17 protein-coding genes are annotated in these 25,219 nt (G+C 58.0%); 4 read left to right on the plus strand and 13 right to left on the minus strand.

Translation table 11 applies throughout. The features are described 5' to 3' along the window. Positions 1–28 precede the first annotated feature (28 nt). The 8 genes from HU754_RS26340 to hrpB form a co-directional block, all read right to left on the minus strand. A complete protein-coding gene (locus HU754_RS26340) occupies positions 29–1,768 on the minus strand; it encodes a 6-deoxy-6-sulfo-D-gluconate dehydratase (RefSeq protein ID WP_186621865.1) in 1,740 nt (579 codons plus the stop codon). Positions 1,769–1,830: 62 nt separating this feature from the next. Then, positions 1,831–2,592 carry a sulfite exporter TauE/SafE family protein gene (locus HU754_RS26345; RefSeq protein ID WP_202894550.1) on the minus strand — a complete coding sequence of 254 codons (762 nt, stop codon included), beginning with the start codon at positions 2,590–2,592 and terminating at the stop codon, positions 1,831–1,833. A 127-nt stretch (positions 2,593–2,719) separates the two neighbouring features. Next, positions 2,720–3,523 (minus strand): HpcH/HpaI aldolase family protein, encoded by an 804-nt coding sequence (locus HU754_RS26350; protein ID WP_202894549.1) that lies wholly within the window; start codon positions 3,521–3,523, stop codon positions 2,720–2,722. Between the two features lie 2,333 nt (positions 3,524–5,856). Beyond that, positions 5,857–6,327 carry a hypothetical protein gene (locus tag HU754_RS26355; RefSeq protein WP_186621864.1) on the minus strand — a complete coding sequence of 157 codons (471 nt, stop codon included), beginning with the start codon at positions 6,325–6,327 and terminating at the stop codon, positions 5,857–5,859. 2 nt (positions 6,328–6,329) lie between these two features. Continuing rightward, positions 6,330–8,372 (minus strand): integrase, encoded by a 2,043-nt coding sequence (locus tag HU754_RS26360; protein WP_186621862.1) that lies wholly within the window; start codon positions 8,370–8,372, stop codon positions 6,330–6,332. Next, entirely contained in the window at positions 8,369–10,303 is a 1,935-nt protein-coding gene (locus tag HU754_RS26365) for a hypothetical protein (RefSeq protein ID WP_186621860.1), read from the minus strand. Before HU754_RS26365 ends, HU754_RS26360 begins: the two co-directional genes overlap by 4 nt. Continuing rightward, complete coding sequence (locus tag HU754_RS26370; protein WP_186621858.1) at positions 10,296–11,768, minus strand: site-specific integrase; 1,473 nt, start codon at positions 11,766–11,768, stop codon at positions 10,296–10,298. The genes HU754_RS26365 and HU754_RS26370 overlap by 8 nt, the downstream gene beginning before the upstream one ends. Before the next feature lie 54 nt (positions 11,769–11,822). Further along, on the minus strand, positions 11,823–14,342 hold the full coding sequence (hrpB, locus tag HU754_RS26375; RefSeq protein WP_186621856.1) for an ATP-dependent helicase HrpB: 2,520 nt from the start codon (positions 14,340–14,342) through the stop codon (positions 11,823–11,825). 364 nt (positions 14,343–14,706) lie between these two features. Between hrpB and pmcY the strand changes: the two genes are divergently transcribed. Next, complete coding sequence (gene pmcY / locus HU754_RS26380; RefSeq protein WP_016986146.1) at positions 14,707–15,126, plus strand: periplasmic Zn2+ metallochaperone PmcY; 420 nt, start codon at positions 14,707–14,709, stop codon at positions 15,124–15,126. 12 nt (positions 15,127–15,138) lie between these two features. Beyond that, the gene (locus tag HU754_RS26385; protein ID WP_186621854.1) at positions 15,139–16,047 is read left to right on the plus strand and encodes a cation diffusion facilitator family transporter; all 909 of its coding nucleotides are present in this window, start codon (positions 15,139–15,141) and stop codon (positions 16,045–16,047) included. Here the strand turns inward: HU754_RS26385 and HU754_RS26390 are convergent. Continuing rightward, positions 16,041–17,114 carry a DUF6515 family protein gene (locus tag HU754_RS26390; RefSeq protein ID WP_186621846.1) on the minus strand — a complete coding sequence of 358 codons (1,074 nt, stop codon included), beginning with the start codon at positions 17,112–17,114 and terminating at the stop codon, positions 16,041–16,043. The two genes, HU754_RS26385 and HU754_RS26390, sit on opposite strands and share 7 nt — an antisense overlap. A 447-nt stretch (positions 17,115–17,561) precedes the next feature. On the opposite strand from HU754_RS26390, the gene HU754_RS26395 reads away from it, so the two are divergent. Continuing rightward, positions 17,562–18,041 (plus strand): Lrp/AsnC family transcriptional regulator, encoded by a 480-nt coding sequence (locus HU754_RS26395; protein ID WP_007909658.1) that lies wholly within the window; start codon positions 17,562–17,564, stop codon positions 18,039–18,041. Between the two features lie 282 nt (positions 18,042–18,323). Beyond that, positions 18,324–18,533 (plus strand): DUF2788 domain-containing protein, encoded by a 210-nt coding sequence (locus tag HU754_RS26400; protein ID WP_003228500.1) that lies wholly within the window; start codon positions 18,324–18,326, stop codon positions 18,531–18,533. Here HU754_RS26400 and HU754_RS26405 read toward each other — a convergent pair. The 4 genes from HU754_RS26405 to HU754_RS26420 all read right to left on the minus strand — a co-directional run bounded on the left by HU754_RS26405 (position 18,528) and on the right by HU754_RS26420 (position 25,019). Then, entirely contained in the window at positions 18,528–19,163 is a 636-nt protein-coding gene (locus HU754_RS26405) for a pseudouridine synthase (protein ID WP_225919948.1), read from the minus strand. The two genes, HU754_RS26400 and HU754_RS26405, sit on opposite strands and share 6 nt — an antisense overlap. Before the next feature lie 72 nt (positions 19,164–19,235). After that, positions 19,236–20,735 carry an AMP nucleosidase gene (amn, locus tag HU754_RS26410; RefSeq protein WP_016986142.1) on the minus strand — a complete coding sequence of 500 codons (1,500 nt, stop codon included), beginning with the start codon at positions 20,733–20,735 and terminating at the stop codon, positions 19,236–19,238. A 183-nt stretch (positions 20,736–20,918) separates the two neighbouring features. Beyond that, a complete protein-coding gene (locus HU754_RS26415) occupies positions 20,919–22,568 on the minus strand; it encodes an acyl-CoA dehydrogenase family protein (protein ID WP_186621844.1) in 1,650 nt (549 codons plus the stop codon). A gap of 96 nt (positions 22,569–22,664) precedes the next feature. Continuing rightward, positions 22,665–25,019 (minus strand): hybrid sensor histidine kinase/response regulator, encoded by a 2,355-nt coding sequence (locus tag HU754_RS26420; protein ID WP_186621834.1) that lies wholly within the window; start codon positions 25,017–25,019, stop codon positions 22,665–22,667. Positions 25,020–25,219 lie beyond the last annotated feature (200 nt).

Genomic DNA, 25,219 nt, shown 5'->3' on the forward strand with positions numbered 1-25,219 from the left:
CTCCTGTGCAGGTCGGAAAAGAATCGGTTCAATGGATCGGGGGTTCGGGCACGACTTTCCCGGCTTGCAGGAAATCGAAATCGCAGCCTTCGTTGGCCTGGGTAACGTGTTGCTGATAGAGCGCCGCGAAGGAGCGGCCGTATTGTCGGTGAATCGGCACATGCGCGGCGCGGCGCCGGGCGAGTTCTTCATCGCTGACGCGCATATTCAGGGTACCCGCGGCGATATCCAGATCGATAATATCGCCGCTGCGCACCAGGCAGAGTGGGCCGCCCACTGCCGCTTCCGGCGCCACGTGCAGCACGCAACTGCCGTAATGGGTGCCGCTCATGCGCGAATCGGAAATGCGCAACATATCGCGCACCCCGGCTTCCAGGAGCTTTTTAGGAATCGGCAGATTGCCCCACTCAGGCATACCAGGTGCGCCGACCGGCCCGGCATTGCGTAGCACCAGCACAGTGTCCGCAGTAACATCCAGCGCAGGGTCGTCGATCATCCGGCTCAGGGTTTCGTGATCGTCGAACACCAGCGCCGGCCCGGAATGCTTGCGCAATGCCGGACTCGCGGCGGAGGACTTCATCACCGCACCATCAGGGCACAGGTTACCGCGCAGCAGCGCCAGTGTCGCCCCCTGGTCAAGGCCCACAACCGGATTATCGAGGCTGCGGATAATGTCCTTGTCGTAGCACTTTGCATCGGCCAACAACGAGTCCCACGTCTGCCCGGTGGCCCCTGCGCAATCCAGCGCGAGGAACGGTGTGATCTCGCGCATCAGCGCAAGCAGACCTCCGGCGAAGTGGTAGTCCTCCATCAGCGCACTGCCGGACGGAAACAGATTCAGCAGCACAGGAATCTTCGCCGACGTCTCTGCGAGTTGCTCCAGCGTCAGATCAATTCCGGCACGGCGAGCGATGGCAATCAGGTGAATGGCCGCGTTGGTCGAGCCGCCCATGGCCATGTACACCGCCACACCATTGGCGAAGTGCGCGGGAGTCAACCATGTCGATGGCCGACGGTCGCGCCAGATCAGATCGACAATAGTTTCGCCACACTGCGAAGCCATGCGCGGATGCCCCGCGTCAGCCGCCGGAATGCTCGACGCACCCGGCAATGTGAAGCCGATGGCATCGGCGATGCTGGTCATGGTTGAAGCAGTACCCACGGTGTTGCAGGTGCCAATGGAACGGGTCATCGCCCCTTCCAGTTCTTCCCAGGCCATTGTATCGATCAATCCCAGGCGCCGCTCATCCCAAAACGTCTTGGTGTGGGTGCCCGCGCCCGTTTTCATTCCCCGCCACTGGCCGTTGGACATCGGACCCGCCGGGCAGTAGAGAATGGGTAGGTCCATGCTCAGAGCGCCCATCAGCAGGCCCGGGGTGGATTTATCACAGCCACCCAGCAGCACCGCGCCATCGATGGGCAAGGAGCGCAGCAGCTCTTCGGTTTCCATCGCCAACAGGTTGCGATACAACATGGTGGTCGGTTTGACCATCACCTCGCCCACTGACTGCACCGGCAGTTCCACCGGAAATCCGCCCGCCGCCCACACTCCGCGCTTGACAGCTTCGGCCCGTTCGCGCAGATGAGAATGACAGGGTGACAACTCGCTCCAGGTGTTGAGGATGGCAACAACCGGCTTGCCCATGAACTCCTCGCGGCGCAAACCGATCTGCTGCATGCGCTGACGATGGGCAAATGCCCGGATGGTGTCCGGAGCGAACCAGCGCTGACTGCGTAGCTCTTCCAGTTTTTTGTGATTATCTGACATGAAATAGCTTCCGCTTGACTCAAAAAGGCCGTCGCCCGCTTGGGCATCGACGGCGTCGTAATTTAGAAATGCATGGCCCGCAACGGCCGCACCACCAGACTGGCCCCGGCCAGCAGCAACAGGACAAAGACGCCGATGCGCAGCGTCTGCGCCTTGATCGTCGGTGGACGGCGACGCATGTACCAGGTCAGGGCGAACACCACCGGCGCCGCTTCAAGGGCCAGGTAACCGGCCTGCAACTCGAAACGCCCGCTGTACGTCAGCAGGCCCAATCGCAACAACGCGTTGACCGCGAACGCAACGATCAAGGTGTCGCGCACCACCTGCGTCGCCAGTGGCTGGCGATACAGTTGATAGACCAGAGGCGGACCGGCGCTGGAAAACAACCCGCCCATGACCCCCGACAACCCGGCAAACCCGCTGAAACTGAGCCAGCCAGAAAGCCGTTGCCGGTGACGCGACTGCACCACCAGCAGAAAGCTGCATAGGACAATGGTCGCCCCTAGCACCAGTTGCAGCAGGTCGCGCTCATGGGCGCCCAATAGGCCCAACAACTCGACCCCCACGACCACGCCGATCAGGCTGCAACCGAGAATCACCGCCAGCAGCTTCGGCGCCAGCGCCGGTCGACGTCGCAGCAATACCAAGGCGTTGATCAGGGTCAGGAACGAGCTGACATTAGCCACGGTTTCCACCGGTGCCAGTTGCAATAGCCCGGTGAGCCCCAACAGCAACAGACCGAAGGCAAAACCCGTGGTGTTCTGCGCAAAAGTGGCAACCGCCACACAGAGTAAAAACCCCACATGCGCCCAGATACTCATCATTCGCGAAACTTCTCGAACGAGTTTAGCGCCCAATCGGACGGGAAGTTTGCAACTGCCATGAGGACTCCTGACGGCCACGCGATTGCCGCGGCGATGGTTTATTGCGCACAGACAAAATCTGCGTTGATCAATAGGGCGTGGCGGCCGCGGCCGGGGCCTGATGCGCTTTCAGCACTGTCAGAAACTCGTTGGCCTTCTTCATCATCATCGCCAGGTCCGAAGCCACAGCGGCAAAGGCATAACCCTGATCCAAATAACTTTGAACCAGCTCAGGCGTGCCGCCGACGATGCCCATCGGCATGCCGATACGCTTGGCCCGCACAATCGCGTCACTGATCATCGCCTGAACCTGCGGGTGCCCCGGATTGCCAATGTGACCACAAGCGGCAGACAGATCACCTGGCCCAAGGAACAGCGCATCGACACCGGGAATCGCGGCAATTTTTTCAAGATTTTCCAGCGCAGTCGGCGTTTCGATCTGCAGGATGCAGGTCACCGCGTCGTTGGCCTCCTTGCCGTAGTTGGCCCAGGTGCCATAACGGCTGGCACGGTGCACAGCAGCAAAACCGCGAGTGCCCAACGGCGGGTACTTCACCGCATTGACGGCAGCCTGCGCCTGCTCGGAGTTCTCCACGAACGGCACCATGACGTTAAACGATCCCAGATCCAGAGCTCGCTTGAGTAGAACCGGGTCATTTGCGGCGACTCGCACAATCGGCTGAGCGCCACTGCAGTGAATGGCCTGCAGGATCTGCCACAGGTCTCGAAACTCAATCGGCACATGCTCCATGTCTACCAGTAACCAATCGAAACCTGCATAACCAAGCGCTTCAGCAGTGCTGGCCGACCCCGACATCAGCCACGTGCCTATAGGCGCATTGGCAGTGTTCAAGCTGTTGGCGAAAGTCATGGGTGACTGATCTTCGGACATGGCGTGCCTCCGTTTCAAGGTTGAACGGCAGCACTGGCTCTCTCACAAAATAAAATCGCAGCGCTGCAATTTTAAGAAGGAGCATATTCCAATAATAATCGCAGCGCTACGATTTTCGATTTTATGCCGAGAAAATTGCGTGAATGTTCATAGGGAATTACGCGGTTGAGAGCAGAGGCGTGTGTGAATCGACCGACTATCTATAATGGGTCGTTCTCTGCCGGTCATGTCGGAGAAACGTGCTAGTCAAATGCGATGCAAATGACTGGTCAGGCCGAATGCAAATGGGTGAACAAGTCTGTGCAATTACCCACGTGGGAGCGTTCAAACGTCTACCTTCTCGAGCGACTCGGGATACTCGTCGACGTGAAAAATGAGCCAATCATCGACTAGGCAGTACGGCTTTCGACGGAAGCGATCCTCCACCAACGCCTCGATTACGGCTCTGGGTACCCGCCAGGTGCAAGCAAGTAGATCTACCGTGCAGACTCGGCGCCAGACCATCCTAAGTTGCCATTTTTTCCCGATCATGAACATGATCAGCCCTCAAAAAAATGAAGAGATCGCCCAAGCTTTCTCTACGGCAACCCGCTGTTGGATCTGAAACGCTTGCAGCGCGTAGGAAAGGACCTAAGCCGTGCCTGACGGCACCGTGCCTATGTCGGAACTCGGGGAAACACTGAGGGATATCAGTTGGGCTTTGCTGTCTAAAAGGTTCGGGGCAATTTAGATCGCCCGGATTTCTTAGTCGATTGAAGCAGTTTTCTACATCAACAGTGAACCGGAATCCTTAGTCGTCGAACGCTACGAAGCCTCAAAGCAGTTCAAGGGCATCATAGAGAAGCTGGATGCCGTTACGATCTACCACACGGAAGGCGAGCGAGTTTCAACATGAACATGTTGAATAGCGCTACCGTCCTACGGGAACCATAATAAGTATGCCTAGCGTTCTATCGCGAACTCCGCTTGCTGGGGATTCACGTCACCAGCACGTATTTCGCACGCTCTGGCGAAGAGTCACCGGATCCCCCGATCAACAAAAAGGGGGCAACGTCTTCAAGGTCGCGATGGATACTCAAATAAAGCCCAAGGGTCAATGCCCCAAGGAAGTGCGGAATCGGCCGAAGCCGCAAAAGTGAAAAGCCAGAAATAGCGAATCCCGCTTTAGGCGGGACTCTCAGCCGTCAACTGCATGCGTTCGACGGGGCAGGACGCTGTTACCTGGCACTGGGCCATCTGATTTTCATCAGAAGCGGGGTGCGATCCAACGATCCCTGTAACCACCCTGTAATTCACGCTTGGGCGCAGACGAACGATAGTCAATCGATAATCACTATGTCAATTATCCTTTCGCCTCCTGGATCACCTAGACCCACCTTCGATCATCCCTCAGCCCCCGTTCAGAACTGCCCTAGCCCCGTCCAGCTCATCGCCAAGCTGGCAGTCCTCTCACGTTGCTCAGACAAGGCCAACACTGTTTCTTGGCGTTCAGGAAACGCCCTACCCGGCGCTGCTATTCGACGGCTTGCCGCTTTTTCCGAAAATTCTACATCGTCAGTACCTCATTGTCTGTAAGACCCAGTGCAAGGCCTGCTGACGTGAAAATTTTGCAGGGGGGCGGCTACGCTGGGGTTCCACATTTGCTTATGGTACGAATTTGTCCGAATTTTTACGGGCTACCCTATACGACTCCTGATACCGGTATAGTTTTATATGGTAGCCCCGCCGATATATCAGACCATTTCAGGAGGATATTCAGCGAGGTTAGATAGGCAGCTTTCGGCCCTGAGCGTGTAAAAACGTTTTTCAGCGCGATTGGTGTCCAAAGTAGAACCGCAAATCGCGCTTCTACGCAAAATTTAGGTCTGGCCAACCAGCCAATAAATTTCAGATTTGGCATAGAAGCGCCAAATTCAATTTTGGCTCAGCGTTTTTTACACACTCTGGGCCGATTTCTGCGGGTCATCGCTACCCAGTTAGCTGGTCACATCCCATGCAAAAGGGTGGCCAAGTCCATGCAATTACACACTTTTGGTATTCCTCTCTTCAACCTCGTAACAATTTCAGGCCAATCATCCAGACTTGGCGGCGGTAAGAGGCAAGTTAGTGCTTGGCAACCACCCTACAAAAGGCACTGCTTAAACTTGCGCGGAAAACCGCGCAGAGTTACTTCTCACTGACCAGTTCCATGGCCTGGATTCTGTGCAAACACGCCGTGCTGCGGGCAGCATGCCTCATTCAGACTTGTGTGTTTTGTCTGTTAATGCGTTATGGTCGGCGCTGGCGTTGCGACTGGCGTTCTACCCCTTTAACACGGAAACTTTCGAGTAAGCTTACGCCGAGGTGAAGGCCATGTCATTGCTATTACGCAGGCGGGGTTCGACCTTCGCCGAGCAGCCCGAGCGGCTATTAACTATCAAGCGTTCCAGTTCACGCACCCGTTGCCACAGCTTCATATTCTGAACCAGCACGTTGTCACGCTGCATCTCGGCGATTGACAGCGTTTTTTTCAGCGCTGCCAGCTGACTTTCCATCTGCCGGATTTGTCTGCCGCTCGATGAACCCGTCCCTTTGTTGGCCTCTGCCCGAACCGCCTCGATTTGAGCCAGTAGCGGTAAATGCGCTTTGCGCGACTTCTTCAAGTAGCCACGGTCAAATCCAGCTTCCAAACTAACTATACTGGCGGTGAGTTTCGACAGGTCTAAGCCCACATGCTTGGGTACAACAGGCTTCCCAACCAAGAGGCGCTGTAAAGCTTCCTCGCAAGCGCTCAACCCGTTGCTTGTTCCGTCACGGGACTTCATCGTTAAACCTCCACCGAGTCAATCAGGCGGGCTTTGAAGGCGGTTAAACGTTCAATGTCGCCCTTCACAATTTGATATTCGCCCGAGCCTTCTGCGTAGCTGCACAACTCATCCGTCGCATCCTTAATCGCCGCATTAAGCTTATCGGGCTTGATGATCGCGCCCACGCAAGACAGGCATTCCGTGTAGTCACCGAGCAAGAAAGCGTCACAGCGGCCCACCTTTGAACAGCCACCCAGCAACGTCGGCCGGTAACTAATTTCACCGTTTTTCACCCGTTGTTCGGTGTCAGCCCGCACATCCTCAATCTGAATCTCACCCGACTTAATCCGCTCTTTCTGTTTCTCCATGTGCGAGCCGGTGCCGCCGAACAGCGGTTCCTCATCAAACAGAAGATCGGCAATGAACTGGTTCGCCACCGACATGGGCATGGCCATCTGATACTCGAAGGCGAAGTGATTACTTGGCAGCACAAAGTCTTTCTTCTTGTCGTCGTAGTAGCCAAAAACGGTGCGCAGGTTATCGTAGTGATTCGAGTAATAGCGCGCCATTTCAATCGTCATGTGCTTGAACTGCACCCGCAACGTCGGCAACGAAAGAAAACCGCTACTGCTGCCATAGAATGACAGCGAGCGCCGAAACTGATGACTTGTCAACGGCCAGGGCTGGCCGACAGCAAACGCTGGCTCATTGTAAAAGTCCCGAGAAGGATCGCTCAGCCCCAGTTCCTCTAAGTCCTCTTTCTTGATCAACAGTCGGAGCAGAGCAATTCCACGTGAATCCTTAAAATTCGTCACGCCAACCTCGGCTCTGTTCCGCGTATAACAAAGAACGGACGGATTGAGAAACAGCGGGCAGTGGGCATCCAACTCAATTTTGTAGAGTGTGGCGAGGCCGCGACAAATCGCCTGGGCGACTTTGATCGCCCTGACGACCTCCCCCGGCGCGAACCATGTGCCTTCTTTCTTGTAGCCGGTGAACTTCGTGGTGGTCGAGAACACGTTTACTGACTGCGCCTTATCACGCTCGATGCCTTGGTCATCGACAACTGCATGCCTGACTACTTGATCGGAAAAACAGTGATACGAAATTCGCATCACCTCCTGATCGCGCATGCCGGTATAGAGGTGAATCACCGTTTTCACCACTTCCTGCATCTGAGTCAAGATCCGTTGCAGACTCCTTAAATGAGGGCACTCAAACTCACCGGCAAACACTGAAGCCAGACCGTGATCCTTGATCGCTTGCGCCATGTCGGGTCGCCAGTGTGCCCTGCCACCGACACCCAGACATCTCTGACGGACATAGGTGATGCCGTAATACTCATCAGCAAAGCAGGCGATAAAGGACTCGAAACGTCCAACACCTAGATAAAGCTGATCAAGCAGATCTCCGGTAAGATTGATAAGCTTCAAATAGATTTGAGTCGGAATGACTGGATGCTGCTTGTATTCGGGTCGTTCGCCGTCAAAGTTGTCGGGATTGAGCACGGCATAACCCAGCCGTGCTTCGCCCACCCTGGCTAGGGCTTGTAAAATCCCAGCAAGAACCTTTTTACTAAAGCTACATTGGCAAATAAAAGCCCCCAGATAAACTGGCACGGTAAAGAGCTGCTGTAAGTACAGCGAGCCAACCATGGGCTTCTGTTTCTGCTCATAGCAGAACTGAATGGCCACGCGTAGCACGACCCAATACTGGTTCAATGTGCTTGCACTCAGCCCACCTCTTCGCCCGTCACCGGCAAAATAGATAATGCAATACAGCAGATGTTTGGCTTCTTCGATCAGCGCCTGCTGCTCTTGCACACTTTCGTCGAGCACCGTATCGAAAAGTATTCGGTTGATTTTGTTTGCACTCAGCCGGTAAGGGTTAAAGTCCCAAACGGGCTCGCAGTATACCGCCGTGGCGTTGCCGCTCTCATCACGACAAAGAACGAAATCGGGCGCGGGTTTGCCGAGGAGTTGCGGCGCTTTATCTGGCTCACTGGCAGGCAGAAACTGACCACTGGAAAAGAGACTGCCGATGGACTGGACAACAGCGTTCAAAATACCACCCCCATTTTTTCATAACGGCTCAGACGGTTTTCCCAGAACGGCGTGAGTTCACCGTATTCAAACACCTTAGCCTTGATCGCTTCGACCAGCTGCTTCACCGCATCAGAACGCTCGCCAAGCGCCTCAAGGATGAACTCGATTCGGATCGACAATTCCTTGTAGAGCGCTTCAGCATGGGCCGCATCGGGCGCTGCTTTACGCACCGCATTGATCACATACAGCAAGCTCACAATCTTGTGTAGGTCTTCTTCATCGCTGTGACAAATATAGTGCTCACAGTACAAGCAGCCGTGTTGGCTGCGGCAGTTCGGCTCTATTGCAACAGTCCCAAAACTGTGAACGAGGATAGGCTGGCTGAACCCGTCACAGTGGCCCGTCGCCGTTGAGATCTCGTCCTTTACGGGCTTCTGGCTGCGCTCACGCACGACTTGAGCGGCATGATGCATGGACTGCCAGAACTGTCCGAACTCCGCTGCCTGCTGCTCAGGCGTAGCCTCCGAATAAGTTGAAAGATTCACCACCTCGCTGTGATTCAAGTTTGCCGCTACCGTGGACGGCGACACGCCAGCGGTGTGCATCCCCAGGCTCTTGTGCTTGCGCATCTTACGCGCCGAAAGAATCTTCACCTTGGGGTCTAGGAAGTTGCCGCTGACAGTCCTAAAGAACCTAGACATCATTTCAGTTGTCTTAAAATAAGAAAATTCGTGATTGGTACTTACTCGTTCGCCAGTCGCGGGCATCGTAAAGAACAACCCCTCATGTGTCGCGCCATTCAGAATCCACTCACGAAGCTTCAGGTACTCCTTGAGCAGCGGCAAACCCGTGTCCCGTCCTATGTTGTAGAGGGTTGATTTCCCGCCCGCACGGAACTTCACAGCCGACAGTTCTTTCGTGATTGGAGACTTCTCAACTTCGAGCGCGTCTGCATATCTAAACTGGTCAAACTCGGTCGGAGTAGCGCCTGTGATCATCACGAGAAGATTCGCATAGGCTTTCGCGGCAAGCCCCGCCACTTGAAGCCGGTGCCAGTGACGCTCATCTTCGTTGGCCGAATCCAAGTTCGCCTTTGCGGCTACTAGATCGCGCTCTGCTTCCGATTTATAGAATCGCCTTCGCCCCTTTTTTTCTCTTGCCGCCCGCCACTCTTCGACCGTCGCAATCCGTCGCTCGCCGGCATTATATGAAGACGGCGGCTCCTTAAATGGGCCAACCCAACCGTGGTTTGATGGAAATCCAACTACCTCATAATCCCTGATACTCACAACGAAGGGATAGGGCTGGCTGTTCAGGACGAAAGCGCCGCATTGCCGGGCAATGGCCAAACAAGCGTCCCGGTACACCTCAACATGGGCATCGCTGGCTGCTTCAGAGCCCTTCTCCGCAACTATCCTGACCGCACCCGCGAGAATATAGTGGCTGTCTTCTGGATAAAGCAGCTCAATAACTATGGAAGCATTGCGCTGATAGTTTAACGCACTTCTAGGCTTCCATGCCTGGTGGGCTATTTGATGATTCAGGTGGGCAGTATAATTTTGATAGGCTTCCTGGGCTTGCGGTGCACTGACAAACACTTCTCTGTAGCCTTGCGCGTTCAGCCAGTCGATAAAGTATTCGATAATTCTCAATCGCGCTCGGACACTCGAATCACGCAGACCGACCAAGGACTCCAGTAGCCTCATAACCAGTTCACGGCGGCTTTCAACAAAAGACTCAATCACTACCGGCGTGCCGCGATCATCCCAAACGTTTTCATTCTCGCCACGAATGACATAAGCGAAACTGCCGATATCAAAAGGCTTCTTCATCTCCTTCGGTGACAGTTGCAGGCGCAAACGCTCAGGCTCGGCAAACTCAAGGGTAACTTCACTTAGCATAATAATCTGCGTATTTGCACGATGCTCGAATTGCTGAAGGCTATTCACCGTGCGCCTCCACCTTCAGCATCGCATAGCCGCCATTGAACAACTTGCCCTCCCAAATCTCTTGGGCAATGACCTTTTCGTGAGTCATCTTGAACAACTTTAGATAGTTCTCTGTCGTTTCTCTGGACTCGTGGTGCATGCGCTTCTGAATAAAATCGATGTCTTCGCCAGGCTTCATCGCTCCTTCCTGAACCAATGGCTGCAAGCGCTGGTAGAGCTGATAGCCATAGGTCGCTCGCAGCCAGTGATATGAAAAGTCTTTCGGAAATTGGCTAGAGGCTTTCTGGATCAACTTGCGCTTAATTGTGTCCGTTACCTGTCCTGTCTGTGGCGACTTCACAATCGTATAGCGCGGATCGCTTTCGGCCATGTAATAGCAGTTGCCTTGATCAGAGAGAAACAAATACATATCGTCCTCGGCAACCGACAGGCCGGGATGACTGACCTCTAACTGAGCGCGGAACTTCTTTCGCCGCGCTTTCATAATAGGGCTTTCGGAAAGCGTGACTAGTTCTTCGGCAAGTTGCTTCGGAACGTACAGGACTTGCGGTTTGTCGTATTTCGTATCAATGCCTGTACCGGGGCCGGCATGTAATTTATAGGCACCCTCAGGCTGCAGCCTGTCCTCTGTAAAGCTCTTCAAATGCTTCAAGCGTATGGTCAGAACGGTTTGCTTGCGGGCGCCCGTCATTAGCGCGGTCATCAAGATCAATCGCTCAACCACAGACCATTCTTTTTCTTTGCGAATGGCAGCAAGAAACGCGCCCAACTCACGATTGGAAAGCGGCCTAAGATCATCGCCATCTTCCCGAACGAACCCCAGCGGTACAGAACTAACAGGCGCCGTGCGCCGCGTTTGACTGCGCTTTTCTGCTTCTATGACCTTGTAGCCTTTAGAACCCTGCACCATGAACCGTACCTGCTTGATCGTATCGACACGCTTGATGTCGAGATCATGCCAATGCTCGGAAACGTATTTGTAAAAGTGATAAACAGCGGCGGTATATTGATTGATCACCTGATTACTGCGATGGCCTTCGTTAATCAAGTGATAGAAGTATTTATAGGTAGGGCGATGCGGAGGTCGAGCACCGGAAAAGTCTTCCCAATTTAGATTTTTATTCTCACAAAACAGGAGGTAATCAAGCAGTTTGCTTGCACGACGCCGAACGTCATCAGTGCGCCGATTTAGCGGAGCCTTGTCACGCATGAGACTGAGCAAATAATCGTTCGCTTCGTGCCAGGGATCGCCATTCGCATGAAATAAAAACGGGAAGTTGAACAAATCCCGATCATGCCCGCCGCCGACTTCATCGAGCTGGAAAACGATTCTGGAGCCATCCCCTTCGAGCCCCAAGGTGGCCGAACCTGTTGGGGCTTCATGGACGTATAGACTGGCGAAGGCGTCACGCAGACGCGAGATAAGAATCAGTCGGCCTTGGTGAATTGGATTTATATAGGACATGGCTACCTCCCCATCTCAGAAGGTAGTCAAGCCTATATGTTACGCAATTTCAAATTACTCCTTATGTGTCAACCTACTCTTGTTAAGCGATTCAACCCACGGGTCCAACTTATGGAATAGCTTCGGATAGCGGCCCTTCAAATCCTTCTTCACCTCGGCATAGGTGCTGCGCCAGAAGTTCGCCAGATCCTGCGTCACCTGCACCGGTCGCCTTGCTGGCGACAACAGATGCAACTTGACCACCTGCCGCCCGCCGGCAATGCGCGGGGTATCGGCGAGCCCGAACAACTCTTGCAAACGCACCGCGAGAATCGGCGGAAACTCGCTGTAGTCCAGACGAATCGACGACCCCGACGGCACACTCAGATGATGTGGCGCCAGCTCATCGAGCTTCTGCGGCAGCGGCCATGGCAGCAGATTGCGCACAATGCTCGACAGGTCGAGGTTGGCAAAATGACTGAGCCGCGAGACCTTGCCCAGATACGGCATCAGCCAATCTTCGAGGGTGTTCAGTAATGTCGCATCGCTGACATCCGGCCACTGACTGTCGTCCTGATGGTTCAATTCCAACTGGCGCAACAACGCCACTCGCGCCTGCCACTGGCGCAGCTCCGGTGTCCACGGCAGCAACTCCAGACCCTTGCGCCGCACCAGATTGACCAGCGCCTGACTGCGCGCATTTTCATCAAGGCCGGTCAACGGTTCACGGCTGAGAATCAGCTCGCCGACCTTGCGCTGGCGCTCGGCGCGCAGCACACCTTCGCGCTCGTCCCAGTCGAGTTGATCAACGTTGCGCACCTGTTCGCCAAGCACTGAATCGAACAGCGCCGGATCGAAATCCGCCGCCAGATAAATGCGTTCTTCGCGCTGGCCCTGACGGCTGCCGAGATCGGCGATGACGATCCACGGCTCTTTCATCAGGCTGTCGGCTTCGGCGAACAGCGCCGCGCGACCGTTGGCCAGACGATATTCGGCGCCACCGGCACGCCGCTGTTGCGCGACGCGATCCGGGTAGGCCAGCGCCAGCAAGGCACCGAGCCAGCGCGGATGACCGGGATCGCTGACCGGCTCGCTCGCCTTGCCGCGCAGATAACCGCGATATTGCCGCGCCAGTTGCCGGGCGCGCTGCACACCACCGTGCGCACCGCGAGCGGCGCGTTCTTCGCCGGATAGCAGAACCAAGCGACTGTGCAAATCTGCCCCGGCACCGCGCAAGATATCGCGCTCGCCCAGCAGCGCGGCGACATCGCAGGCCATGTTCGCCAGCCCCAGCGCCTGACCGCGCAGGAGCAAATGCCCGATGCGCGGATGCGCCGGCAACTCAGCCATGGCCTGACCGTGAGAAGTCAGCGCCTCACCTTCCAGCGCGCCGAGCCGCTGCAACAACTCCTGCGCCTGGGCATAAGCGGCCGCCGGCGGAACATCCAGCCAGACCAGTTCGCCCGGCGTCACACCCCAGCGCCCCAATTGCAGCGCCAGGCTGGCGAGATCCGCCGAAAGAATTTCCGCACTGCCATACGCGGCCAGTTGTTCGTGCTGATCCTGCGACCACAAGCGATAGCAAACGCCCGGCTCCAATCGCCCCGCCCGGCCGGCGCGCTGCGTAGCACTGGCCTTGGAAATCCGCTGAGTATCCAGGCGCGTCATACCGCTGCCGGGATCGAAACGCGGCACCCGCGCCAGCCCGGCATCAATGACTACGCGCACGCCGTTGATGGTCAAACTGGTCTCGGCAATATTGGTCGCCAGCACCACTTTGCGCTGGCCGGTCGGCGCCGGGTCGATGGCGGCACGCTGGGCGTTGAGGTCCAGTTCGCCGTGCAATGGGCACAGCAAAACATCGCTGCGCTCACCGATGGCGTCGGCCAGTTGTTGATGGACGCGACGGATTTCCGCCTGCCCCGGCAGGAACACCAACAGGCTGCCGGTTTCGTCGTGCAGCGCTTCGAGCACGGTTTGCGTAACGCGCTGATCGATGTACTCGCCGGGCTGATACGGCCGGCCCCAGCGCATCGTCACCGGGTACATGCGGCCTTCGCTGCGCAGGATCGGCGCGTCATCCAGCAACCCGGCCAGACGCTCGCCTTCCAGCGTGGCCGACATCAGCAAAATCTTCAGCGGCTGTTCAGCCCTGAACAGCTCGCGACCGTTCAGACTTAAGGCCAGCGCCAGATCGGCGTCGAGGCTGCGTTCGTGAAATTCGTCAAAGATCAGCAGGCCCACGCCTTCCAGCGCCGGATCATCCTGTAAACGGCGGGTGAGAATGCCTTCGGTGACCACTTCGATTCGCGTATTGGGGCCGACTTTGCTGTCGAGACGAATGCGATAACCGACGGTTTCACCGACCTTCTCACCCAGTTCACTGGCCAATCTTTCTGCAGCTGCACGCGCGGCGAGACGGCGCGGTTCAAGCATCAGAATGGTCTGCCCGGCCAGCCACGCTTCATTGAGCAAAGCCAAAGGCACGCGGGTGGTTTTACCGGCGCCCGGCGGTGCTTCGAGCACGGCTTCGTGGCGTGTCGCAAGGGCTTCACGCAGGGCGGGTAAAACATCATCGATTGGCAAAGTAATCATGCTGGCTCCCCAGGGCGTGCCCACAGTAAATTGCGAGTCGCGTTAAAGTTGTGAGCGTGCCAGGCAAGGCGCGGGACGCAGGTAAGGGTCGTTTCCTTGCCAAGTCCCGCAACGCAGCACGGCGCGCTCACAGCTTTAGCCCGTAGGGCCGAACCCCGATAGGATTCATTAGCCTTCACGCGGTGTCGATCTGGAGAAAACAACTTCAATCCTCAACGTATTTCGGTAGGGGTGAGACGAGGCCGCAATTTACTGTGGGCATGCCCTGCCAGGCCCGAGTATAACGGCGAACTGCTAGGCGTTCGTCAGGGTCTTAACTTCACACGACTACGCTTCGTTCTTAGATGAATCAGGAGATTTCCCCATGCGCTTACCTTTTCGCCTGATCGGCGGTGTACTGGTCGCCACCCTGCTCACGCAAATCACCGCGTGCGGTTCGATTTTCTACCCGGACCGGCGCGGGCAGATCGACGGCAAGATCGACCCGGCGATTGCCGTGCTCGACGCCGTGGGCCTGCTGTTCTACATCATCCCCGGCCTGATCGCGTTTGCCGTCGACTTCGCCACCGGTGCGATCTATTTCGAACCGGGCCACACTGCACAGATCGACCCGGCCAAACTCAAGCAAGCCATCGGCCCGGACGGTCAGGTCGATAATCACAAGTTGCAGGCTATTCTCGAAAGCGAGTTGGGCCGAGATTTCCCACTGGATGATCCGCGCCTGATTCAACACAAGGGCAGCACTCAACAACTGGCGATGTTCGGCCTGCAACCCGCCGCTTAAAAAGGACGTTCAATGACATCCAGCCCCGAACACGCCCGCCTGCTCAGGCTGGCGACCCGCGCCTCGGTAGCGGTGGCGTGCACGCTGATCATCGCCAAAGCCATCGCCTGGTGGCTCAGCGGCTCGGTGAGCATGCTCGCCGGCCTTACCGACTCGGCGCTGGATGGCATCGCTTCGCTGCTCAATCTGCTGGCCGTGCATTACGCGCTACGCCCGGCCGATGACGATCACCGTTATGGTCACGGCAAGGCGGAGTCGCTGGCAGGGATGGCGCAGGCGCTGTTCATTGGCGGCAGCGCGGTATTGATCGCGTTTCAAGCCTATGAACGCATCCAGCATCCGGAACCGCTCGGCGCACCGTGGATCAGCATTGGCGTGATCATTTTCTCATTGCTGCTGACGGTGGCCTTGCTGGTGCTGCAGCATCGAGTGATCAAGCAGACCGGTTCCAACGCCGTGCGTGCCGACTCACTGCATTACCGATCCGACCTGTTACTCAACGGCAGTATTCTGGTGGCGTTGGTGTTGGCCGGCTTCGGCTGGCATCAACTGGATGCCTGGTTCGGACTCGGCATTGCCGCCTATATCCTGTGGAGTGCGATGCAGATCGCCCGGGAAAGTTTTTCGGTGCTAATGGATGAAGAACTGCCAACCGACGTCAGCCAGCACATGCTCGAACTGGCCTGCAGTGTGCCGGGCGTGTTGGGCGCGCATGACTTGCGCACGCGGATCTCCGGCAACCACTGGTTCGTGCAGTTGCACCTGGAATTGCCGGGGGAATTGACCCTGTCAGTGGCCCACGGCATCAGCGATCAAGCCGCCGATGCGATTCACAAGGCCTACCCGCGAGCCGAAGTGCTGGTGCACGCCGACCCGCAGGAAGTGGTCAAGTCAGAACGGGCGCAAACCCGGCTTCAGTAACTGACCTGATAACCGCGACTGCTCAGGCAATTCCCTTGAGCCTGGCGGTAGGCCTGCACCACTTCGGGTGCCGGTTGATACGTCGCGGTGCGCGGGTCGAAACCGCTTTGCTGCACGGCGTACTGATAGCACTGGTATCCGTCCTGCTGCACCTGCTCCGGGGACTGGCCGTTGGCCGGATAGGCTTCGACGTCATAGCCTTGGGATTGCGGCTGCGGTTGCGGCTGAACCGGCGGCTCGACGACTACATAATCCTGGGTCGCCTCCTGATACGCGTAGTAGGCACCGGCGGCGAGGAACAATAGCGAACCGCCGATCCACACTTCACGGGCGTAATCGGGCAAATACTGAATGCGAATCCCGCGTGGCGGCTGCACGACGATGTAGCGCGGGCCTTGCGGGCGATACCAGTAGCCTGCGGAGTAGAAGTAATCCTGACCGCGATACGGCACGCGGTAGTCACGATCCGGGAAACGGTCGATCACATGCCCCGGTCGATATTGCGGACCAGGCCCCCAGCCATTGCCATGACCATCCGGACGGCCCGGCCAGCGATTGTCATTGGGCCGGTTACCGGTCTGCCATTGCTGATTGTGATAACCGTTTTGCGGGCGCTCGTCGCGGTAGTAACCCTGACGCGGTTCCTGGCTCTGGCGCACGGTGTCGGGCCGTGGCTGGATCGGCAGGCTGTTGGCCGGCAGTTGTGGCGGTGGTGGCGGCTGGCGCACCGGGTTGGGGTTGTACGCCGGACGGTTCTGGTCGTGGTTTTGCCACTGGCCATTGTTGTTGTGCTGCTGGCCGTTGTGCTCGAACTGGCGACTGTTGTCGCCACGAATGATCTCGTTGTTCTGCGGGCGCGGTTGATTCTGCGGCGGTTGATTGTTCTGCGGACGTGGCTGCTGATTATTGCCGCCATGCCCCTGATTGTTGCCCTGATGCTCCGGCCCGCGTCCGCCGTTACCATTGCCATTCGGGCTGCGGCTTTCAGGGTCATCGGCCAGCGCTTGCACACTGACACTCACACACAACACACCAACACCGGCCAGACGCCAGATGCGCGACTTCATGCTTTTCCTCACTGAGGCCTGTAATTAAGGGCGGCCTGTAACTAAGACCGGGTCGGGAACATCCGGTTCTGCAACAGGTTATCAGTCACGCTACTTATTTATTGAGCGTCCGCCATGAAATCGCAGGCAAGAAAAAAGGGAGACCCGTCGGCCTCCCTTTAGAGAACTTCGTCCTGGCTCGACGCTTTTGACGTCGGCTCACCTCACGCCGTCTTCTGGACAGTGTGCAGCTCGGGGACCGGCACAACCCCGGTGGGGGTGGCGGCCGCGGCGGGCCTGATAGGGCGGGCCGCTGTGGACTGTGTTACCGAGCAGTGATTCTGGTGATAAGAATAGGCCTGCGGCCGCGACAGAGGATTGCGAAGATTGCTGAAATAAACACCACTTGCGCAATTTTTAACCCTGGATAGATAATCTGCCGCAATAGTTACAACCAAGGACAGATTGATGAGCAAACTCGACCGTTACGACCTGAGTATTTTGGCGGAATTGCAGCGCGACGCCCGCATCTCCAACCAGGAGCTGGCCGAGCGCATCGGTCTGTCGCCCTCCCCTTGCTCGCGCCGGGTCAAGCAACTGGAAGACGACGGCTACATCTCACGCCAGGTCGCATTGCTCGATCGCAAGATGCTCGGGCTGAGCCTGACCGCGTATGTGCTGATCGGCATGGACCGGCATACGCCGGAGCGTTTCGAGAATTTCGAAGCGGCGATTCGCACGTTGCCGCAGGTGCTGGAGTGCAGTCTGGTGACCGGTGTCGATGCGGATTACCAGTTGAAAGTGGTGGTGCCGGATATGGATCACTATCAGAAATTGTTGCTGGGGCATTTGACCCGGATTGAAGGGGTAACCAGCGTGCGCTCGAGTTTTGTGCTGAATCAGGTGTTGAACAGCACGGAACTGCCGCTGACTCATTTGCGTAGCTGATCAAGGGCACCCTCACCCCAGCCCTCTCCCGGAGGGAGAGGGGGCCGACCGAGGTGTCTGCTGTCATACATCGACTTGAAAGATCGAGTCGATTATGGATTCACAACAGAACGTTCAGGTCAGCGCATTTTGCGAGCATCTCCCGGTCAGTCCCCTCTCCCTCCGGGAGAGGGCTAGGGTGAGGGCTAAAGGCCTCGGATCAGACCCAGATCAATGCCACCCCCCACACCTTGGCGTATACTCGCCGCGCCCTTTTAGCCGCGCCCATGCCGGAGAACCCCAATGGATCCAGCAGTATTCGAAGAGTGGATGATGACCGGTCTGGTCAGCATCCTGATCATTTTCATGGGTTTCATCGTCTGGGATCTGGCGAAGAAGTCCAAGGCCGGGCGCTTTGGCTCGTTCATTCTGTTCTTTGTACTGGGCCTGGGCGTGGCCGCGTTCATCATCAAGAGTGTGGTGATCGGCCTGATCGAATCCGGCGCTTTATAAGCGCGCCGGCACTTCCTTCCACTGGCCCTGATCGAGCCCTTCGATCGTCCAGTCACCAATCTTCACCCGCACCAACCGCAATGTTGGCAGGCCTACCGCCGCCGTCATGCGCCGTACCTGACGGTTGCGCCCTTCGCGAATCACCAGTTCCAGCCATGACGTCGGTATGGTCGCGCGAAAACGCACCGGCGGATTGCGCGGCCACAATTCAGGCTCATCCAGCTGCCGCGCTTCGGCGGGCAAGGTCATGCCGTCATTCAGTTCAACGCCATCGCGCAAGCGCTGCAATTGCTCAGCCGTCGGCACACCTTCGACCTGCACCCAATAGGTCTTCGCCAGTTTGTGTTTCGGATCGGCGATACGCGCCTGTAACTGCCCGTCGTTGGTCAGCAGCAACAATCCTTCGCTGTCGCGATCCAGGCGTCCGGCCGGATAAATGCCGGGCATATCGATGAAATCCTTGAGCGTCGCCCGCCCTTCACCGTCGCTGAATTGCGTCAGCACATCGAACGGTTTGTTGAACAGGATCAGTTTCGGCTCGGCCGGGGGTGCCTTGGCAACACGGCGCGGCGCGGACGACTGAGGCTTCGCGCCGGGGCGGCGGGAAGGTGGACGCGGGGGACGAGACATAAGAGAACAGACATTTAGCGATCAGGGCTGACAATGCTAGTGCCCCGACCGCCAAATGACCACGACTAAGCGTTAACGGAACGGCGGCTCGTCGAAGCTGCGCAGTTTGCGCGAGTGCAACGAGTTGAGCTCGGTGCGCAGCAGGTCCACCGCTTCAATGCCGATCTTCAAGTGCTGGCTGACCGCGCGTTCATAGAAGGCGTTGGCCGAACCCGGCAGTTTGATTTCACTGTGCAGCGGTTTATCTGAAACGCAGAGCAACGTGCCGTACGGCACCCGCAGGCGATAACCCTGCGCTGCAATCGTGCCGCTTTCCATGTCCACGGCCACAGCGCGGGACAGGTTGATCAACGGTCGTTCCTGCGCCCAACGCAATTCCCAGTTACGGTCGTCGTAGGTCAGCACGGTGCCGGTGCGCAGGCGTTTCTTCAGATCATCGCCCTTCTCGCCGGTGACGTTGGCCGCTGCTTGCTGCAGGGCCATTTGCACTTCGGCCAGGGCCGGGATCGGGATGTTCGGCGGCACCACACGGTCGAGAATGCCGTCGCGGCGCATGTAAGCGTGGGCCAGCACGTAGTCGCCGATGGTCTGCGACTGACGCAGGCCGCCGCAGTGGCCGATCATCAGCCAGCAATGCGGACGCAGCACCGCCAAGTGGTCGGTGATGTTCTTGGCGTTGGACGGGCCGACGCCGATGTTGACCAGCGTCACGCCGTGGCCATCGCTGGCGATCAGGTGATAAGCCGGCATCTGGTATCGGTGCCAGACCACACCGGCCGCAATCGCCGATGCTTCGCCGTGATCCATGCCCTTCTCGATGATCACGTTGCCCGGCAAGACCATGCGCACGAATCGCGGGTCGCGGCGCAACTGTTCCAGACCATGGACGATGAACTGGTCGACATAGCGGTGATAGTTGGTCAGCAGAATCCACGGCTGCACATGGCGCCAATCGCTGCCGGTGTAGTGCACCAGACGGCGCAGGGAGAAATCCACGCGCGCAGCGTCAAACAAGGCCAGCGGCAGCGGATCGGTGTTTTCCCAGTCGTAGAGACCGTCGGCGATGCCATCGGTGGCGGCGGACAGGTCGGTACTCGGGAACACCCGCGCCAGCACGGCAGCAGTGACGCCGGAACCGGCGAGTTCATCGCCCTGCTCGACCACATACGGATACGGAATGTTTTGCTGGCTGACGCCGACTTCCACGGTCACGGTGAAGTCGTGCATCAACGGCACCAACTGTTCGAGCAGGTATTTGCGGAACGCCGCCGGGTGGGTGACGGTGACGCTGTAGGTGCCCGGCAGTTGCACCTTGGCATAAGCGCGGGTGGTCTGCGGCACTTCGCCCTGGCAGTGATAGGTCAGACGCAGTTCGGGATAACGAAACAGAGCACGCTGCGCAGCGTCGGGTTCGACGCGATCCTTGAGGTAACGCTTGAGCGCCGAGTTCAGCGCAGTGGTGGCCCGCTCATGCAGCTCGGCCAGACGGTCCACGGCTTGTTCGGCGGTTTGAACGACAATAAACGCTTCGGTCACGATCAGCTTCCTGTGTTCTGACTTGCAGAGCTTCATCTTGCCTGCATCGTGGCGTCACGGGAACAGTGGCGTTGTGGGTGTACCCACAATCTTTAAATCAATGAAGATCCCCTGTGGGAGCGAGCCTGCTCGCGAATGCGGTGGGTCATTCAATAAAGATGTCGACTGATACACCGCTTTCGCGAGCAGGCTCGCTCCCACAAGGGGATTTTTGCTTGATTAGAAACCTTGTGGAGTTGAGCGGGCGACGATGGCTTCGACGTCCAGCCCACGCGGCAAGGCGCCGTAAACCCGGCCGCCACCGCTCAGGCGGCTGGCGATGAAGGCATCGCTGACCGTTGAATTTCCGGCCTCCAACAGAAGCCTGGCCTGTAAACCGAGCGCGATGTCTTCGGTCAGTTGCCGCGCGCGATACTGAATATCACTGGTGTCTTTGAACTGCGCCTGCAACTGCTGAATATGCGCCGCCAGACGCTTGTCGCCATGCCCGTCACCGAGTTCGCTGAACAACACATCCAGCACCCCCGGCTCTTTCGACAACGCGCGCAGCACGTCGAGGCATTGCACATTCCCCGAGCCTTCCCACGTAGAGTTCACCGGTGCCTCACGGTACAGACGCGGCAGGATACTGTCCTCGACATACCCGGCGCCGCCCATGCACTCGGCCGCTTCGTTGATCATCCCCGGCGCACGCTTGCAGATCCAATACTTGCCCACCGCCGTCACCAGCCGCGCAAATTGCGCTTCGTGGCGATCGTCCAGATGATCCAGCGCCTTGCCCATGCGCAAACTCAGGGCCAGCGCGGCTTCGCTTTCCAGGGCCAGATCAGCCAGGACGTTTTGCATCAACGGCTGTTCGCTGAGCAGCTTGCCGCCAACCTTGCGGTGCGCGCAGTGATGGCTGGCCTGGGTCAGCGCCTGGCGCATCAAAGCGCTGGAACCGACCATGCAATCGAACCGAGTCATGGCGACCATCTCGATAATAGTCGGCACGCCGCGCCCTTCCTCACCGACCATCCACGCCAGCGCGCCACGGAACTCCACTTCGCTGGAGGCGTTGGACTGGTTGCCGAGTTTGTTTTTCAGGCGCTGGATGTAGAACTGATTGCGCGTGTCGTCCGGGCGATGACGCGGCAACAGGAAGCAGCTCAAACCCTTGTCGGTCTGCGCCAGCGTGAGGAAGGCATCGCACATCGGCGCCGAGCAGAACCACTTGTGCCCGACCAGTTCATAGGCCTGCCCCGGGCCACTGGCGCCGACCGGGTAAGCCTTGGTGGTATTGGCGCGCACGTCGGTGCCGCCCTGTTTCTCGGTCATGGCCATGCCGATGGTCACGCCGGCCTTGTGCGCCATGCCGACGTTGCGCGGGTCGTATTCGGTGGCGAGGACTTTCGGTAGCCATTGCTCGGCGATGTTCGCCTGCAAACGCAGGGCCGGCACGCTGGCGAAAGTCATGGTCAACGGGCAACCGCTGCCGGCTTCTGCCTGGCTGTGCAGATAGGTCATCGAGGCGCGCGCGACATGCGCGCCGTCCTGTGGATGGGTCCATGGCAGCGACGTCAGGCCATGCTCGATCGCCGTGCGCATCAGTTCGTGATAGGCCGGATGAAATTCCACCAGATCGATGCGATGACCGTAGCGGTCATGGCTGGCGAACGTTGGTTTATTCTGGTTGGCGAGGAACCCGGCTTCCATCAACGGCCCACCAGCGAGTGCACCGTAGGCATCGATCCGCGACTCCGCCCACCCGGCACCAAAGCGCCGCGACCACTCCTGCAACGGCAGGTCGATGCGGTACAGGTTAGTGCCGTCCAGCGACGGTGGCTGGTTGGTGACTTCGTGGGTTTCGGCGAACTGATGCAGGTTCATGACGGGCTCCTTCGGGCAACCAAGGAACCCAGTTAAGCACCGCTCCGCAACCGGTCAAAGTGTCATATCCGCCGAATTCGCGGCGCTTTTACCCTGCTAGCAGCACAGCACCCGCCGCTCCAGCGCAGATTGCAGATCTTCGAATTTTACGGGTTTGTTCAAGTAATCGACCGGCGCCCCCGTTGCGCAAAGCTCTCGGTCGGCAGTTAGCGCCAGCATGAATACCGGCAAGTTCGCGCAGCCCGGCAACGCATGAATCTGGCAGCACAATGACGCGCCGTCGTAAGCCGGCAACTGGCAATCGATCAGCACTGCGTCGAAAGTCTCTCGTTGCAAGCAATCCAATGCCGCCGCGCCGTTGTCGGCGGTACGCACGCGAAAGCCGAGCTTGAGCAACATGCCGCGCATCACCAGTTGGTTGACACTGTTGTCATCCACCAGCAACACCGTGCAGTCCTGCGGCGCACGCACACAATCGTGCGAAGGCGCGATGATCGGCGCAGCTTCAACCGCCGGCAGTTCAAACTCAACGTCCAGTTGAAAACGGCTGCCACGTCCGGGTTCGGAGCGATGAGTAAGCTTGCCGCCAAGCAGCTCGACCAACTGTCGGCAGATCGCCAGCCCCACGCCCAGTCCGCCGTATTCGCGGGTCATCGAACCGTCGAGCTGGAAGAAGCGCTGGTACATCGTCGCCTCGCCCAGATCGGTAAAACCGATGCCAGTGTCGATCACCGCAAACGACAACGCCAGGCGATTGTCCGTCGACGGTTTGCCGGTCACCCGCAGCGCCAGCCCGCCGACGCGGGTGAACTTGATCGCGTTGTCCAGCAGGCATTCCAGACATTGCGCGAGTTTGGCGCTGTCGCCGTGCAAACGATCCGGCAGGGTCGGCAGCACCTCGACCTTGAAGTCCAGCGACTTGCTCGCCGCGTTGCTGTCGAACTGCACGCGCAGCGCTTCGACCACCGCGCGCAGGCTGAAACTGCCCGGCGCAGCCTTGAGCTTGCCGGCCTGCAACTCCGTGAGGGTGAGGATGCCGTTGACCATGCGCATCATGTCTCGCGCGGAACCGGCGGCGGTCTGCTGGTATTGCTCAAGCTCCGGATCCAGCTCGACGGTTTGCATCAACTCCAGCGAACCGATCACACCGTTCATCGGCGTGCGCAGTTCGTGGGTCAGGGTCGCGAGGAATTCGTCCTTGAGTTTGTTGCTGTGGGCCAGTTGCTGGTTGAGCACTTCGAGTTTCTGCCCGGCGTCATACAGGGTCTGCGCCTGTTGCTCGCGCATCGCATTGATCCGGTCGGCCAGTGCCAGCGACAGCAGCGCCACTTCGATAGCTGAGCCGATCTGGCTGGCATACATGGTCAGGAATACGTTCGGCAGCAAGCCGAGCACCATCAGCGTATTGACGATGCCGCCGAGCAGAAACGCCGACCAGGCGATGATGAAATAGCGCGCCACCCGCAAGCCGCGCCACCAGGCCAGAATCCCGGCGGCGAAAATCACCACAGTGAAGGTCAGCGCCAGTATCGTCGCCAGGCGCAGCGACAACGCGTAACTGGTCATCAGCGACAAACCAACCACCAGCGCACCGAACGCGATCAGTGCAATCAGCAGGCGATCAAGCCAGCGACTATGGTTTTTGGTCTGCAGGAAACTGCGGGCGAACTGACTGCCGAACAGCCCCGCACAGCCGATGAAAAATGGCGTGGCCGCGTTGGCCCACCACGGATTGTCCGGCCAGAAATACTCCACCGCCGCGCCGTTCACCGACAGCTGATAAAGGCCGAACGAGGCGATATAGAAGATGTAATAGAGGTAACTGGTGTCGCGCACACTCAGGTAGATGAACAGGTTGTAGACCAGCATCCCCAACAGCACGCCATAAATGATCCCCAGCACATACAGGCGCACCGGCTGATCTTCGAGGTACGCGGTGCTCGACCACAACGTCACCGGTGCCTGAATCGAGCCTTCACTGGCCAGTCGCAGGTACACGGTTTGTTGTTGACCCGGTGCGAAAGCGAGGTCGAACAAATAGTTGTTCTGGCGGATCTCGCGGCTGGCGAACGGCAAGGCGTCGCCGGTTTGCCGGACGAGGCGGTAGTCGCCATTGGCGTCAGGCAGATAGAGGTCGAGATGATCGAGCGGCGGATACGCCAGCTCCAGCAGCCAGGTGCGCTGGGCGGCGGGATTGCTCGGACGGTACTGCAGGTCAATTTTCAGCCAGAACGCCGAGCGCGAGTAACCGGCATTAAGCGTGGCCTTATCGTGAACTTTGAAATTGCCGGCGGCAGCTTGCGCACGAACATCGGCAATGCTCGCCTGACCGCTCGGGTCTTCGAACACTTGCAGCGACCGGCCCAGAGGGAGACTCTGGGTAAATTCGTCGAATTCGACGGCGCTCGCCATAAGGGGCAAGCAGAACAACAGCATCAGCAAATAGCGCATTGAAGCCCCAGCGTGGCTCGTCCGGTTGTGTCAGGAAGCCCCCCATTCCCTTTGAGTAGACGTAAAACCGGTATTACCTGTTATTGGTTTGGATCCAGACTAGCATAGCCGTTGATGGCCATTGAGCACCATTGAAATTTTTCCTACAAAGGCTCTAGAACGGGCGTTCCAGAGCAAAGCAGCGAGCTAGAGCTGTTGAG

The organism is Pseudomonas zeae (assembly GCF_014268485.2).
Classification (GTDB): domain Bacteria; phylum Pseudomonadota; class Gammaproteobacteria; order Pseudomonadales; family Pseudomonadaceae; genus Aquipseudomonas; species Aquipseudomonas neuropathica.

Coding starts and splice junctions, on each gene's coding strand:
- HU754_RS26340 (WP_186621865.1), bottom strand. CDS start 1,768: ATGTCAGATAATCACAAAAAACTGGAAGAGCTACGCAGTCAGCGCTGG.
- HU754_RS26345 (WP_202894550.1), bottom strand. CDS start 2,592: ATGATGAGTATCTGGGCGCATGTGGGGTTTTTACTCTGTGTGGCGGTT.
- HU754_RS26350 (WP_202894549.1), bottom strand. CDS start 3,523: ATGTCCGAAGATCAGTCACCCATGACTTTCGCCAACAGCTTGAACACT.
- HU754_RS26355 (WP_186621864.1), bottom strand. CDS start 6,327: ATGAAGTCCCGTGACGGAACAAGCAACGGGTTGAGCGCTTGCGAGGAA.
- HU754_RS26370 (WP_186621858.1), bottom strand. CDS start 11,768: ATGTCCTATATAAATCCAATTCACCAAGGCCGACTGATTCTTATCTCG.
- hrpB (WP_186621856.1), bottom strand. CDS start 14,342: ATGATTACTTTGCCAATCGATGATGTTTTACCCGCCCTGCGTGAAGCC.
- pmcY (WP_016986146.1), top strand. CDS start 14,707: ATGCGCTTACCTTTTCGCCTGATCGGCGGTGTACTGGTCGCCACCCTG.
- HU754_RS26385 (WP_186621854.1), top strand. CDS start 15,139: ATGACATCCAGCCCCGAACACGCCCGCCTGCTCAGGCTGGCGACCCGC.
- HU754_RS26390 (WP_186621846.1), bottom strand. CDS start 17,114: ATGAAGTCGCGCATCTGGCGTCTGGCCGGTGTTGGTGTGTTGTGTGTG.
- HU754_RS26395 (WP_007909658.1), top strand. CDS start 17,562: ATGAGCAAACTCGACCGTTACGACCTGAGTATTTTGGCGGAATTGCAG.
- HU754_RS26400 (WP_003228500.1), top strand. CDS start 18,324: ATGGATCCAGCAGTATTCGAAGAGTGGATGATGACCGGTCTGGTCAGC.
- HU754_RS26405 (WP_225919948.1), bottom strand. CDS start 19,163: ATGTCTCGTCCCCCGCGTCCACCTTCCCGCCGCCCCGGCGCGAAGCCT.
- amn (WP_016986142.1), bottom strand. CDS start 20,735: ATGAAGCTCTGCAAGTCAGAACACAGGAAGCTGATCGTGACCGAAGCG.
- HU754_RS26415 (WP_186621844.1), bottom strand. CDS start 22,568: ATGAACCTGCATCAGTTCGCCGAAACCCACGAAGTCACCAACCAGCCA.
- HU754_RS26420 (WP_186621834.1), bottom strand. CDS start 25,019: ATGCGCTATTTGCTGATGCTGTTGTTCTGCTTGCCCCTTATGGCGAGC.